Genomic DNA, 12946 nt, shown 5'->3' on the forward strand with positions numbered 1-12946 from the left:
AACGACGTTGCGGGCTACGGCTTTGCGGCACCCCATGCGACGGGCGCGAAATCGTTCAGGCTTCGCTCATTGGACGACTGGCCCTTGAACATCAGCAGGCCGCGGCTTGTGGCGACGATGTCGCCAGCGCGTAAACTGTCATCCTCCAGAATTCTTTGGAATGCTTCGCGGGCGACGTCCGCATCGGATGGCGTGGGCTGGGCAAAACTCCGCCCTTCACGCCTTCTTTCTTCGATGCGCCGGCGAGCGGCCTCAATATCGGCAAGCCACTGCTCGCGAGACATTCTGGGCTCGCTGGGCTGTTCCGACTCCGGCTCGACCTGCGCCATGACATCGGGCGGAAAAACGCCGCCAATGACCAGTGCCGCAATCAGGACCCTGAATGATGCCAACAGCATCGGAAAATCTTAGACCAGGAGCCCCGAAAGGCAAAGTCCCGGGATCGGCCGAGGGCGGGACGCCCTCCGTCCCGCTCAATACGCGTCCTGATACATCATGACCATCGCGGTCCGGATGATGATCCGCATATCCAGCCATATGCTCCAATTGCTGACGTACCAGACGTCATACTCGACGCGCTTTTCCATCAGGTCGATGGTCGGCGTTTCGCCGCGGAAGCCGTTGACCTGCGCCCAGCCCGTCAAGCCTGGCTTCATATGATGGCGATACACATAGTTGCTGATCACCTGGTCGTAATAATTGTCATGGGCCAGCGCATGCGGTCGCGGACCGACCAGCGACATTTCCCCGCGCAGCACGTTCCAGAGCTGCGGCAACTCATCGATGCTGGTTTTCCGGAGGAAGCGGCCAACCCGGGTCACCCGCCTGTCCTGCTTGGTCGCTTGGGTAACGGTGTGGCCGTTCTCCGCAACGCTCATGCTGCGAAATTTCCAGATCTCGAAAGGCTTTCCGTTGAAGCCGCGACGGGACTGCCGGAAGATGATGCTGCCCTCTGAATCGAGCTTGATCAAAACCGCTGAGATGATCAACAGAGGTGCCAACATCAGCAGGGCAATCGAGGCGAGGCCGATATCCAGACACCGCTTCTGCGCGCGTTCGAATATCGAAAGCGGCGGTCGCTGAATTTCGATCGCCATCGTTCCGCTGACGGGCATGAACGGCCGCGAAACCAGATCTGCGATCGGGAAATCAGGCAACAGCCGAATCGGCTGCGGAACCTGGCGCAGTCGCTGACTCAGCTTCTGAAGCATCGGCAGTTCGTTCCAGTCGATTGCCAGAAGAAACTCCTCGGCATTCGTCGTGCGCGACTGCCGAATGATGTTCAAAATCTCGGCGTCGAGGGCCGCGTCATCCTGCGTCGCGTTCAACACGAAATGGCGCACGACGTCGAAGCCGTTCTTGCGCAAGTCCTTGAAGCGGTTCGAAGTAAAATCGAGCGATTTCAGGCTGAGCAGGACGACCCTGCGGTCAATCAAGTGACCTTTTGCCAGCGAAGACGCCAGGCCAATGCGCCAGGCCGCCCGGTGCGCGCCCAGGCTGACAAGCCCGGTAATCGCGAACACGATGGTCGTACCGCGCGAAAGGCTCGTCGTCGATTTCAGAAGAAAGGCGATGAGAGCCAGAATCGCCAGCGACATCATCCAGACGAATACAACCTTCCGCGCCTGCCACATTCCGTTGAACAGACGATGGCTGTCGTAGACGCGCTGGAAAAAAGCGATTGCGACGAACGCAACACCGACGATCAGGCCCGCACCAATCGGAACTTCCTGATCGGCCGGCGTTCCCATGAACTGGCGATAAACGACGCCCGCCACCAGATAACTCACCAGGATCAGCAGAAAATCGCCACTGATGAGAAAAACCTGGAAGGGGCGCTGCAGAGATGCGCCACGGCTCGCGATTGTCGCAGAGACGTCTTCGGAACCATATGTTGTTGCAGACATCTCAGGCCCTCGTCACTTCCATCACTGCAACCGCCGAAATCGCTGCAACCACCGAACGTTCTGATTTAAATAAACCGGAGGGCAACGAGCGATGCCGAATAAATCTCGTAGAGGGATTTCCGACAACGCTTTGAGAGAGTGCTAACCAATCGAAGCGAGAGTGTGGCACCGCACCAAAAAAATCAAATGTATTTTTGCATTGCGTCAATGCGGCAATTAAATGATCAGCCTGTGCTATTTAAATATTCAATATGCGCGCCGCATGCGCAATGGACCATCAAAAACAGGGCAATTTTTTCCTACTGCGTCATAATTGCGATGTCGCGTCACAATCCTGATAATTATGTGGCGCCGGTGCAGCGCGCACCTCGGCGCTGGCAGGTGCGTGCGCTTATCGAGATTGTGTTCCGGCATCAATCCGGGGGTGGGCCAATTGATGCCAGGCCCACGACGACCTCACAACCGTTGCCAGATCCGAGCAAGCGGGACGAAAATCGAGATCAGCGCGAGCTGCCGACGGATCGGCCACCAGAATCGGCGGATCACCGGGCCGACGCGGCTTTGTCACGAGCGGAAGGTTAAGGCCTGTTTCGCGCTCGATGGCCGCCAGCACCTGACGCACCGAGAATCCAGAACCCGTACCGAGATTGTAGCGACCGCCCGGAGAGCCGTTCAGCAAGGCATCGAGGGCACGAACATGCGCTGCAGCCAGATCCACCACGTGAATGTAGTCGCGAATCGCCGTACCATCCGGTGTCTCATAATCATCCCCGAAAATCGCGAAGTCGCTGACATGACCTTGCAGGGTCATCATCGCGCGGGGAATGAGATGGGTTTCCGGATCACGAAGTTCGCCGATTGATCCCGACAATTCCGCACCACAGGCGTTGAAATAGCGCAGACAGAACGAATGCATGCCGTAGGCGGCGCGATAATCCGCCAGGATTTGCTCGATCATCCATTTCGAGACGCCGTAAGGATTCACGGCAACGCCGGCGGCGCCCTCACTGATCGGATCGCGACCCGCATTGCCGTAGACCGCTCCGGTACTCGAAAAGACCAGGCGGTGGCATTTCTGATCGAGCATCGCTTTCAATAGCGACAATGTTCCGCAAACATTGTTCAGATAGTATTTCTGGGGCGCGGTGACGGATTCACCCACCTGGCTGAATGCAGCAAAATGCATCACGGCGACGACGTCGTGGGACGCGATCGCTTCGGCCACTCGCGGCGTGTCACTAACGTCGCCCTCGACAAAAGGACCCCACTTCACGAAGCTGCGGTGACCGGTCGACAGATTATCGAAGCACACCGGGACGTAGCCGGCCTCCGACAACGCCTTGCAGCAGTGCGCGCCGATATAACCGGCTCCTCCGGTCACGAGAATGGCAGGGCCTTGGGACACTGGTTTCTCCACGAGAGCAGTACTTGGATTCAGAGAAGCGGTACCTGGGGCTTCAGGCTGACGTTGGCATCGCGTTCACGCTAGCCCGCTGCTTTCGTTTGGCGCCCGATGCTCTGGTACAGGAATCCCCTGCCGGTCAGATCGTCCGGATTGTATACGTTTCGCAGATCGATCACGACCGGAGCCGCCATCTCCTGCTTTAGCCGATCGAGATCGAGGGCTCGAAATTGCTCCCACTCGGTCACGATGACCAATGCGTCGGCGCCCTCGGCGCAGCTGTAGGCATTTTCGTGATACTCGATGTCAGGCATCTCCAATCGGGCCTGTTCCATGCCCACCGGATCAAACGCCCGAACCGTCGCGCCCAAGTCGCGGAGCGCCGTAATCAGCGGGATCGAGGGGGCCTCTCTCATGTCGTCGGTATTGGGCTTGAAGGTCAAGCCGAGAACAGCAACCGTTTTTCCACGAAGGTTGCCGCCGAATGGCGCGGCCACTTTGCGCGCCATGGCGCGTTTGCGGGTGTCGTTGACCGAATTCACCGCTTCCAGAATCCTTAGCGGGACGTCGTAATCCTGCGCAGTCTTGATCAGCGCACGGGTGTCCTTGGGAAAACACGAGCCACCGTAACCGGGACCGGCATGAAGGAATTTCGATCCGATGCGATTGTCCAAGCCTATGCCGCGGGCAATCTCCTGAACGTCCGCGCCGACCTTTTCCGCCAGATCAGCGATTTCGTTGATGAACGTGATCTTGGTAGCCAGAAATGCATTGGCCGCATACTTGATGAGTTCGGCGGTACGGCGCCCGGTATACATGATCGGCGCCTGATTCAAATAAAGCGGCCGGTATATCTCGCCGATCACCTTGCGCGCGCGCGGATTTTCGGTGCCCACGACGATGCGGTCCGGATGCTTGAAGTCGCGCACGGCCGCGCCTTCGCGCAGAAACTCCGGGTTCGATGCGACGGCGACATCGGCCGAAGGATTCACCTGCTCGATGATTCGCTCGACCTCATCGCCTGTGCCCACCGGGACGGTCGATTTCGTGACGATGACGGTAAAGCCCTGGACGGATTTCGCAATCTCTCGCGACGCCGCATAAACATAACTGAGATCCGCGTGACCATCGCCGCGCCGCGACGGCGTGCCGACCGCGATAAAGACAACGTCGGCTTCGCCTACCGGTCCCGAAAGGTCGGTCGTGAAGACGAGTCGGCCTTCGCGCGCGTTGGTTTGGACAACGCGGTCAAGATCGGGCTCGAATATCGGAATTTCGCCGCGCTGTAGCGATGCGATCTTGGCCTCGTCCTTGTCCACGCAGGTGACGTGGTGTCCAAAGTCGGCGAAACAGGCACCCGAAACCAATCCAACGTATCCCGTTCCCACAACAACAACGCGCATGAGCTGAGCACTTTCTTTTTCCGGTATTTAATTCCCGACAGCTAAGGCTTTAAATTAACCATGGAAGCGGGTCAAACCTACCCCTTCGATTTGAAGAGGCAGCCCGATTTCCCGGCGCTCGGCGCAAAATCCGGAATTGTCCTGCAAACGCAGCACTCAGACGAAACAAAAGGTCTGGAAGGAAGGGACGCTGGAAATTAAATGCGCAACGTTGATCGGTTCAATTCGATCCAGAAAATTTACTACGCTGAGTGCCCGTCGGCGAGCATCACCCGGCAACGGGCTTGGCATCAGAATTTCAAGCAATTTCAATGGCTAAATTAAGCCAATTTTAGGGGCGCCAGCGTTAGGAAACACAGTAGTTTGTATGGAGTAGGTGGTGTGACCACACTGGCCATTTGCAGTACCTTGATTGGATTGGTTCTTGGAATTCGCTTCCGGTTTCTGGTTCTGGTGCCCATTCTTTTCGTTGGATCGGTTTCGCTGGCGGCGATTTCGATGACACAGGGCCAGACCCTGCTCCAGGCAATTTCAGCGATAGTGGTTTTCGCAGCGCTTCTGCAGGTTGGATACGCATGCACAGCGCTGTTGAAGTCCTTCGCAAGGGCTCCCCGTGCCAACAGGACGGTGCCCCATGCCGCCGCCGGGGTCGTCGTTGTCCGGAAGTCCTGATCCTCGATAAGGGGCGATTGCACGTCCACCACAGGACGCACGTCAGCCAGCCTGTCCCTGCGGCCTGATCCGGCGCGCGTCCGTGAGGCAACGCGTTGCGCGGCTTGCGTCGAACACCCGGGACTCGCTCGGCGTCCTGCCAAACCTGTGCCAGGATGATATATATTCATCCCAGGCGATTAATGCCAAGGTGAGGATTCGCGCGGCCTCGAGCCCGGGACGCCTTTGAGAGTATATTATCCCGATGTTGTCAGCACTACGCCATGCGAAGCCGATGGCGAAGCCAAGGTTGCCGGACGGGGTTCGCATCTACGCCATCAGCGATATTCACGGCTGCGCGCATCTACTTGATCAAATGCTCCGGGTCATCGACGCCGACGTTGCACACAGCAGGCCACGTCACGCGATAGAAGTCTTCATGGGCGATTACATCGACCGCGGGCCGGATTCGCGCTCAACGCTCGACCTTCTGATTGAACGTTCGCAACGCGGAAACGCGGTCTTCTTGAAGGGCAATCACGAAGCCTTTCTTGACGACGTCTTTCGCGATCCCGGCCGCATGGGGAATTGGTTTCAGGTCGGCGGACTGGAAACATTGATGTCCTACGGACTTTCCCCGTCGGTCAATCCGGACGGCGACGAGCAGCATGCACTAATGAGAGAGCTATCCGAGGTAATGCCGGCGCGCCATCGCAACTTTCTGGGGCGCTTGCGTCTCAACTTCTCTTGCGGCGATTTCTTTTTTGTTCATGCAGGTGTTCGACCGGGCATCCGGCTGGCTGAGCAGCGGGAGGAAGACCTGCTTTGGATCCGAGAGGATTTTCTTCAGCATACGAAGCGGTTCAGCAAATATATTGTTCATGGTCATACACCGGTTCGCAGTGCAGAGATTTTGGCAAACCGCGCCAACATAGATACGGGCGCCTACGCCACCGGGAATTTGACGCTGCTCTCAATTCAGGGTTCCAGCCTGCTGGCAATCTGAGCATTGCTTCCCTGGGGCGCTGGCGTCCAGGGCAATTGCGGATGGCCGGCTGTCGCGCGGTCCGGGATCGTCAGCCTTTGGGCTCGCTGGATGCGGCGATGGCTGATCCAGGCAATGGGTAGCGATTGGCGCCGGATTCATGCCGACGGAGACGGCATCCCCGTTAGGGAACTGCGGATTGCTCAGAAGTCAGGCTGGGAAGCTGACCGTTCTTCAATTACGATTAAAATAATCACGCGCGAAGCAACGGCTATCGGGCGGCAAAAAACGGGAGGATGTCCTATGCGAGTTGGGATCGAGATCAACTTCGCCTTGTGGGGAATGATTATCTGCGTGGTGATCGAGGCGCTTCAAACCTTCGCGTTCTTGTGAACGCCTTGGCGTTGCGGCGCCTTGCCTGAAGACCCGTTCCGGAATGAGCCCGGCGCGAAGTTGTTCGCAGCCAGCTTTTCAGTGCTGCCGGCGGACTATGGGCTGACGACGACCGGTTAGACGGTGAGCTTTCCCACGCTTACCATGCCGATGGCGAGCGCCGATCGCAGCACCTGGATGCGCGGAGACATTCCAACCATCCGCCGGGCTCGGCGAGGACCGTTTGAGCTGACGTCGAGAGGCCGGCGCACGTGGGGCGACGCACTGCTGCCTGCGTCGATGATCAACGGCGTTCGGAAAGGCGTACAGCGCGATCCAAAGCCTGTTGTCCTGAGGGGCCGGTACTGACCGGGCAGAATCTGATCCCTGGAAAACGGCGCTGCGGCCCCGCAAGAATTACGCGGCGGGTGCAGGAGGCTTGAAGTCCGGAAAGCGGCTAAGCAAAGCAGCCTTCAAAAACTTGAAGTGGGCTATCGTTGTCGCAAGCTCCTGAAGCCGGCGCTGTCCGTTGGAGATCTCGTTGCCGAACAAGGTCTGGTGGTGGCTGTCGAGTGCGTCGCGCTCAAGGTACTCGTCGGTGCCATTTCCGAATGTCACCGCAGCACGGGCCAGGACGTCTTCGACGCGCCGGCTGAGGCCCGATTGCTCCTGCTCCGCTTCGCGAATCGAAGTATCCAACGCGCCCAGAATGGAGCTCACCCGCAACCGGTCGGTGTCGAGATCACGTCCGGCCGACCGAACCCTGAAATCCCGTTCGGACTTTTGCGCGCGAGTCCGTGAGAGCAGCTGAAACATCCTATAATGCCCGTCCCGTTGGCGCCGCCACGGCAGCATAATGCCCTAGGTCACTCGAACCTGGTTAATAATTGTTTAATTCCGGGGACAGCTCTGTGGGCATCGAACGTCTTCCCTTCAAATGTCGTTGATCTGAGGTCCGGCTCGCACGGTCGCGGCAAGCATCCATGCCACTCAAAGCACCCGTCGATTCATTGCTCAGATCAGCGCAAGCCGGGATCCGCCGGTCCATGCCCATGCTCGCGATGATGGACGCGATCCTGCTGCTCGGGGAGCTGTCGCCATAGGTCCCGCGAAATTTTTCGTTCATGGCCTTCGACGCGGACGATCAAGTGCTCACCGTCTGAGCGAACAAAGGACGCGACCGCACCGTCCCACAGCTTAGCCAGGAAAATGTCCGCCATTCACGCTCCCATAACTCCGATCGCCCACGCAGCCAGTCTTGCGGCACCGACACTTTGATAGTTGATTGCCTGCCGCCCGCGCGCGTGACGCCCATGGAGCGATTCGATCGAATCCGAATTCACCGGGCCCTGCATCCTGCCCGTCGGTCAGGAAAGAAACCAGGTCACCAGGTTCAAAAAGATGGAGCCCAGAAAGTACATCCACACCGCCATTACCAGCAGTATCAGCCCAAGGAATCCTCCCGTGAAAAACTTCTCTTTGGCCCTGACAACAAACGGGATTCTTTCCGGCCGCTGCAGCATTTTGGCGCGCTCTGCTTGTTTGGAGAAATAGAGAACGAGGTGCTGAACTTGATCAGCTCGTGGCACACCCTCTAGTGGCGCACTGTGTTCAGTAAATGTCGATCAGCTCGGTGATCAAATAAAATCTGATTCTTAATCCAAATGTGGCTTGGGCAGTTGAATTTTAAAATTTGATCGGAGTAATATCTATTTAAATGCCGGGAGCAAGATAGCTCTCGCGAGATGGCATCTCAGTCCGTTCAGCCTTCTCCTCGACGGACAGAACTTCCTGATATTCGCGGATCGATCATGCAGCAGGCTTCTCTGAGCGACAGATATGTGGATTTTGCCAATCACTGCCTGCAGCTGGCCGCCACGACGACCGATGAACAATCGCGCCGGATGCTGCGCGAGATGGCAACCAAATGGCTCGAACTGGCCGAGGTGGCGCTGGCCGGCTAGGCCGTCGACCGGCGAGGCGGGAAGATGACTTCCAGCGTTCGGCCGGCTCGTTTCGCGCCCACCCGCCGCGCGCTCGGCGCAGTCACCCCTGCGCGGCAGGCGCAGCGAATGGGCCGGTGGATTTGCGGCGCGCTCAATGCCGTCCGCGGCAGCGAACGTGCGTTGGGGCCGAACTTCTGCGGTCTACCGGGTGCTCGCGCGCTTGCGCTTGACGCGATCAATCAGAAAATCATTCATCTTCTTGCCGGCCTTGAGCTGCAATACCATCCAGCGCGGCTGCTTGCCTCGACCGGCCCACGTTTCGGACGGGTCTGATGGATTCTGGAATTTGGGAAGCACCGGAGGATATTTTCGGCGAGCGGCTCGCCGTTCCGCAACTTGCCGATCCGGCCGTTTGATTTTCGCCATCATGCCGCTGTTCAGCTTCGCAAGGCGTTGCTCCAGCTCACGTTTTTCACTCGTTATTTTTTCGGCCAGGATATTGCCGACCTGCTCATGGAGGGCCCACAACTCATCCATGGAAAATGACGAGAGATTGAATTTGCGAAGCTTCATTTCTTCTCCCTGCAATATTTTTTCTGGCGACTTATTTGTTCGCTCAGGTGTATTCCCATTCAATACTTCGCAAAATTACCACATTTGATTATGGGAAATACGGGTTCGCACCAAATAAGTTTCGCGCAGGAGGCAATTTGGAGGACAAATTTGCCCGCCACAACATCCATTGGTTGATTTATTGTAGATGATGCAACCGTATGGAGTGAGCTGAGACCGCTGCAAATCGGAATCGGGCTCGGCATCTTCCCGATGAGGCCTTTGAGTACCAGTGAGCCCGGCACCGGCATTTCGCGTGCGCGACCAATGTGCGCCCCCCGAAAAGAAGCGCTGCAGGGTTTGGCGTCCATGTGACCGGACCTGTCGGCATGCACCGGGTGCAGAAACGCGCATTCCCGAGTTTTCAAACGACAGCGACGATCGAACGATGCCCTAACGCATTCGCCCGTTTACGCGAAGCCTGCCGGGCTCCAGGGGCGCCAGTGACTGCCGTTGTCGAAGCGATATCGCCCGACGCAAAGCCAGATTTTCCTCAAGCTGCTGAGCGAGTTGCAGACGCGTCTCGTAGATATTGCGGAGGGAGGAATCCTGCAGCTGAATTTCACGTCCAAGGTGTTCACCGGCGGAAAAATCCTGTTCGTCATCACATCGCATTGGTGAACTCATCTTTTATTCCACTTTGGTTGGCGGCGCTGTATTGGCGCATTGTTACGACAAGAAAGAGACAGGCATGCGGTTCCGTCTCACAGAAAATAAAAAGCATGTGATGTGCTGGGACGGATCTGACGACAGCGCATTTGACCCATGCAATCAGCGAAGAGGAACTGTGGCTTTCGACTCACCTTCCGCTGCGAGCCACGCACTCCAGCCGGTTTCGTGCTTGCGATAAAGCTCCAGCCAGCGCTTCTCTTCGGGCGTTGTTGGTTCGTCATCAAAGCTCCAGGCGCCATTGCCTGAGTGGGTATCGAGCGAAAGTTGATCCAGTCTTTCGAACTCACTCGTCTCCTCTACCGTCAGTCCGATGAGGGTACAGGGTTGAGAGGCACTGGCTTGATATCGTCTTGGAAAGATTCGTTCATTACTCATGCGCACCACTCCCACCAAGCGGCCCCGCGCGATGCTAACCTGTTCGTGCACAGGTTTCGTGGTGAAAGAGTCGTCTGTCGTCGGAAGATTTAGGCAGCGCAATGCTTCACTCATGGGCGATCGAGTTTGGACGGACTGTCCAGCATGCAGCGTGCCGCGCGTGCATCGGAGATTGGCCTGCGCAAGTCATTGGCTGGTTGAGAGTTTGCACGCTGCGGTGGCGCAGCAGGCAACGCCTTGAGACGATTCCGCGAATCGCCTGCGTATGGCAGCCACCGGTTTGTCGCCGCGGGATTGGCCCACACTCGATTGGCCCGATGGCCGGGATCGGCCACCCCAAAGAAAAACCCTTCCAGGTCGATGACCTGGAAGGGCTAACTTGGTTGCGGGGATAGGATTTGAACCTATGACCTTCAGGTTATGAGCCTGACGAGCTACCGGGCTGCTCCACCCCGCGTTAAACCGTTGCGCGCCTTCCCAAAAACCGAACCCGAAGCGAAAGCGGCCAACGCTTTTGGGCGTCGATCGATCCCGTCCAGAGGCTTCCTGAGAAGGCAACCCGGGCAATGCCCCTGGGTGCGAGGGGTATGTATCAACGCAAGCCTGCTTTGGAAAGGCCCATGGTGCGGTTTTTGAGGTTTTTGTGACGCCAAAAACGGCACGAAACGGCCTCGGGAAGCCGCCCTTGCCATCAAAGGCGCAAAAGCGGAACTTTGGCGCAACAAAAGTCCACAAAAACTTCAATATTGGGGGCGGCGCGTGACTGATACCTTCGACTTCGTGGTGGTGGGCGGCGGCTCCGGCGGCTGCGCAGTGGCGGGACGGCTTTCGGAGGACCCCAAGACGTCGGTGACGCTGCTGGATGCCGGCGGCAAGAACGACAATTGGGTGGTCACCACGCCGTTCGCGCTGGCGCTGATGGTGACCGGCAATATCAACAATTGGGCCTTCAACACCGTGCCGCAGGCCGGCCTCAACGGCCGCATCGGCTATCAGCCGCGCGGCAAGGGGCTCGGCGGCTCGTCCGCGATCAACGCCATGGTCTATATCCGCGGCCACCGCAGCGACTACGACCAATGGGCCTCGCTCGGCAACGCCGGCTGGTCGTTCTCCGATGTGCTGCCCTATTTCAAGCGCTCGGAAAACAACGCCGATTTCGACGGCGAATATCACGGCAAGGACGGGCCGCTTGCCGTCAACAAACTGCGCACCGAAAATCCGGTGCAACAGATCTTCATGCAGGCGGCGCAGGAAGGCCAATTCCGGATCCGCGAGGATTTCAACGCCGAGGACCATGAAGGCCTCGGCATCTACCAGGTGACGCAGAAGAACGGCGAACGCTGGAGCGCGGCGCGGGCCTATATCCACCCCTATATGGGCAGCCGCGCCAATCTGCGCGTCGAGACCGGCGCGCAAGCCACGCGCATCCTGTTCGAGGGCAAGCGCGCGGTCGGCGTCGAATACCGCCAAGGCAAGGAGTTGAAGCAGCTCCGCGCCCGGCGCGAGGTGATCGTCGCCTCCGGCGCGTTCCAGACCCCGCAGCTGCTGATGCTGTCCGGCGTCGGCGACAGCGCGGCGCTTGGCAAGCACGGCATCGCAAGCGTGCATCATTTGCCCGGTATGGGCCAGAATCTGCAGGACCATCCCGACTTCGTGTTCGGCTACCTGTCCGACAATCCGAATTTTAACGGCCTTTCGCTCAAGGCCCTGCCGCGACTGTTGCGGGGGATTCGCCGGTACCGGCGCGAGCGCCGCGGGCCGATGACGTCGAATTTCGCCGAATGCGGCGGCTTCCTGAAAACCCGACCCGACCTCGACGTGCCCGACGTGCAATTGCATTTCGGCATGGCACTGACCGACGATCACGGCCGCAAACGCCACAAGGGCACGGGCTTCTCGCTGCATGTCTGCCAGCTGCGGCCGAAGAGCCGCGGCCATGTCGCGCTCGGCAGCGCCGATCCTTTTGCGCCGCCGTTGATCGATCCGAATTTCCTGGCCCACCCCGACGATCTCGAAACCATGGTCGGCGGTTACAAAATCACAAAACGGTTGCTGGACACGCCGGCGCTGCGCGCGCTGCGGAAACAGGACATGTTCACCGAGGGCGTGCGCACCGACGACGACATCCGCAAGCTGCTGCGCGCCCGTGTCGACACCGTCTATCACCCGGTCGGCACAGCCAAGATGGGCGTCAACGATCCGATGGCGGTGGTCGATCCCAGGCTGAAAGTGTACGGCATGGAAGGCCTGCGCATCGTCGACGCCTCCGTGATGCCGACCCTGATCGGCGGCAACACCAACGCGCCCACGATCATGATCGGCGAGAAGGCGGCTGACATGATCAAGGCCGAGATGCGGGCGGGGTGATTGGCTGTCGTCCCCGCGCATGCGGGGACCCAGTACGCCGCGGCTTATCGGTTCTATCATTGGCGTCTCTGGGATACTGGATCACCCGCTTTCGCGGGTGACGACAACTGAATATGTGGCTGCATTCTCGCGGCACGACGTGCCCGAGGTTTGCCGGTAACTTTCGCCCCCAAAATAAGAGGGCGCAGGGAAGACCGGGTGCGCGCTGCACCCGCGGTCTCGCGTGCGGTTTGCACAAAACAAAATGCACACGA

15 protein-coding genes and 1 tRNA gene are annotated in these 12946 nt (G+C 58.5%); 7 read left to right on the plus strand and 9 right to left on the minus strand.

The features are described 5' to 3' along the window. Positions 1–14 precede the first annotated feature (14 nt). The 4 genes from JQ567_RS28625 to JQ567_RS28640 form a co-directional block, all read right to left on the minus strand. Positions 15–398 (minus strand): hypothetical protein, encoded by a 384-nt coding sequence (locus tag JQ567_RS28625; protein ID WP_212441921.1) that lies wholly within the window; start codon positions 396–398, stop codon positions 15–17. A 75-nt stretch (positions 399–473) separates the two neighbouring features. Next, entirely contained in the window at positions 474–1907 is a 1434-nt protein-coding gene (locus tag JQ567_RS28630) for an undecaprenyl-phosphate glucose phosphotransferase (RefSeq protein WP_212441922.1), read from the minus strand. Positions 1908–2298: 391 nt separating this feature from the next. Further along, entirely contained in the window at positions 2299–3312 is a 1014-nt protein-coding gene (galE, locus tag JQ567_RS28635; RefSeq protein ID WP_212441923.1) for a UDP-glucose 4-epimerase GalE, read from the minus strand. 80 nt (positions 3313–3392) lie between these two features. Continuing rightward, positions 3393–4712 (minus strand): UDP-glucose/GDP-mannose dehydrogenase family protein, encoded by a 1320-nt coding sequence (locus tag JQ567_RS28640; protein WP_212441924.1) that lies wholly within the window; start codon positions 4710–4712, stop codon positions 3393–3395. A 381-nt stretch (positions 4713–5093) separates the two neighbouring features. Here JQ567_RS28640 and JQ567_RS28645 point away from each other — a divergent pair, with 381 nt between their 5' ends. From JQ567_RS28645 to JQ567_RS28655, 3 genes are all read left to right on the plus strand, one after another. Continuing rightward, on the plus strand, positions 5094–5384 hold the full coding sequence (locus tag JQ567_RS28645) for a hypothetical protein (RefSeq protein WP_212441925.1): 291 nt from the start codon (positions 5094–5096) through the stop codon (positions 5382–5384). 244 nt (positions 5385–5628) lie between these two features. Next, positions 5629–6369, plus strand: coding sequence for a metallophosphoesterase family protein (locus JQ567_RS28650; protein ID WP_212441926.1), 741 nt, complete (start codon positions 5629–5631; stop codon positions 6367–6369). 90 nt (positions 6370–6459) lie between these two features. Next, positions 6460–6741, plus strand: a complete 282-nt coding sequence (locus JQ567_RS28655) for a hypothetical protein (RefSeq protein WP_212441927.1) — start codon at positions 6460–6462, stop codon at positions 6739–6741. Between the two features lie 396 nt (positions 6742–7137). On the opposite strand, the gene JQ567_RS28660 is transcribed toward JQ567_RS28655, so the two are convergent. Together JQ567_RS28660 and JQ567_RS28665 are read right to left on the minus strand one after the other, a co-directional pair. After that, positions 7138–7536 carry a hypothetical protein gene (locus JQ567_RS28660; protein ID WP_212441928.1) on the minus strand — a complete coding sequence of 133 codons (399 nt, stop codon included), beginning with the start codon at positions 7534–7536 and terminating at the stop codon, positions 7138–7140. Positions 7537–7739: 203 nt separating this feature from the next. Continuing rightward, a complete protein-coding gene (locus JQ567_RS28665; RefSeq protein WP_212441929.1) occupies positions 7740–7940 on the minus strand; it encodes a hypothetical protein in 201 nt (66 codons plus the stop codon). A gap of 93 nt (positions 7941–8033) precedes the next feature. Here JQ567_RS28665 and JQ567_RS28670 point away from each other — a divergent pair, with 93 nt between their 5' ends. Together JQ567_RS28670 and JQ567_RS28675 are read left to right on the plus strand one after the other, a co-directional pair. Continuing rightward, the gene (locus tag JQ567_RS28670; protein WP_212441930.1) at positions 8034–8318 is read left to right on the plus strand and encodes a hypothetical protein; all 285 of its coding nucleotides are present in this window, start codon (positions 8034–8036) and stop codon (positions 8316–8318) included. Between the two features lie 213 nt (positions 8319–8531). Beyond that, complete coding sequence (locus tag JQ567_RS28675) at positions 8532–8684, plus strand: hypothetical protein (RefSeq protein WP_212267189.1); 153 nt, start codon at positions 8532–8534, stop codon at positions 8682–8684. Between the two features lie 183 nt (positions 8685–8867). On the opposite strand, the gene JQ567_RS28680 is transcribed toward JQ567_RS28675, so the two are convergent. Continuing rightward, positions 8868–9239, minus strand: coding sequence for an H-NS family nucleoid-associated regulatory protein (locus JQ567_RS28680; RefSeq protein WP_192738242.1), 372 nt, complete (start codon positions 9237–9239; stop codon positions 8868–8870). 492 nt (positions 9240–9731) lie between these two features. On the opposite strand from JQ567_RS28680, the gene JQ567_RS28685 reads away from it, so the two are divergent. Continuing rightward, entirely contained in the window at positions 9732–9899 is a 168-nt protein-coding gene (locus JQ567_RS28685) for a hypothetical protein (RefSeq protein WP_212441931.1), read from the plus strand. Between the two features lie 150 nt (positions 9900–10049). Here the strand turns inward: JQ567_RS28685 and JQ567_RS28690 are convergent, their stop codons facing one another. Both JQ567_RS28690 and JQ567_RS28695 read right to left on the minus strand, forming a co-directional pair. Next, positions 10050–10325, minus strand: coding sequence for a hypothetical protein (locus tag JQ567_RS28690; RefSeq protein ID WP_212441932.1), 276 nt, complete (start codon positions 10323–10325; stop codon positions 10050–10052). 380 nt (positions 10326–10705) lie between these two features. Beyond that, positions 10706–10782, minus strand: a tRNA-Met gene (locus tag JQ567_RS28695). 302 nt (positions 10783–11084) lie between these two features. Between JQ567_RS28695 and JQ567_RS28700 the strand changes: the two genes are divergently transcribed. Then, positions 11085–12692, plus strand: coding sequence for a GMC family oxidoreductase N-terminal domain-containing protein (locus JQ567_RS28700; protein WP_212441933.1), 1608 nt, complete (start codon positions 11085–11087; stop codon positions 12690–12692). Positions 12693–12946: the final 254 nt, after the last annotated feature.

Source organism: Bradyrhizobium sp. AUGA SZCCT0431 (assembly GCF_018131065.1).
GTDB lineage: Bacteria > Pseudomonadota > Alphaproteobacteria > Rhizobiales > Xanthobacteraceae > Bradyrhizobium.

Bases quoted from the DNA above. Each gene is read 5' to 3' on its own strand.
- JQ567_RS28625 (WP_212441921.1), bottom strand. From the start codon at position 398: ATGCTGTTGGCATCATTCAGGGTCCTGATTGCGGCACTGGTCATTGGC.
- JQ567_RS28630 (WP_212441922.1), bottom strand. From the start codon at position 1,907: ATGTCTGCAACAACATATGGTTCCGAAGACGTCTCTGCGACAATCGCG.
- JQ567_RS28640 (WP_212441924.1), bottom strand. From the start codon at position 4,712: ATGCGCGTTGTTGTTGTGGGAACGGGATACGTTGGATTGGTTTCGGGT.
- JQ567_RS28650 (WP_212441926.1), top strand. From the start codon at position 5,629: ATGTTGTCAGCACTACGCCATGCGAAGCCGATGGCGAAGCCAAGGTTG.
- JQ567_RS28655 (WP_212441927.1), top strand. From the start codon at position 6,460: ATGCGGCGATGGCTGATCCAGGCAATGGGTAGCGATTGGCGCCGGATT.
- JQ567_RS28660 (WP_212441928.1), bottom strand. From the start codon at position 7,536: ATGTTTCAGCTGCTCTCACGGACTCGCGCGCAAAAGTCCGAACGGGAT.
- JQ567_RS28665 (WP_212441929.1), bottom strand. From the start codon at position 7,940: ATGGCGGACATTTTCCTGGCTAAGCTGTGGGACGGTGCGGTCGCGTCC.
- JQ567_RS28670 (WP_212441930.1), top strand. From the start codon at position 8,034: ATGGAGCGATTCGATCGAATCCGAATTCACCGGGCCCTGCATCCTGCC.
- JQ567_RS28675 (WP_212267189.1), top strand. From the start codon at position 8,532: ATGCAGCAGGCTTCTCTGAGCGACAGATATGTGGATTTTGCCAATCAC.
- JQ567_RS28680 (WP_192738242.1), bottom strand. From the start codon at position 9,239: ATGAAGCTTCGCAAATTCAATCTCTCGTCATTTTCCATGGATGAGTTG.
- JQ567_RS28690 (WP_212441932.1), bottom strand. From the start codon at position 10,325: ATGAGTAATGAACGAATCTTTCCAAGACGATATCAAGCCAGTGCCTCT.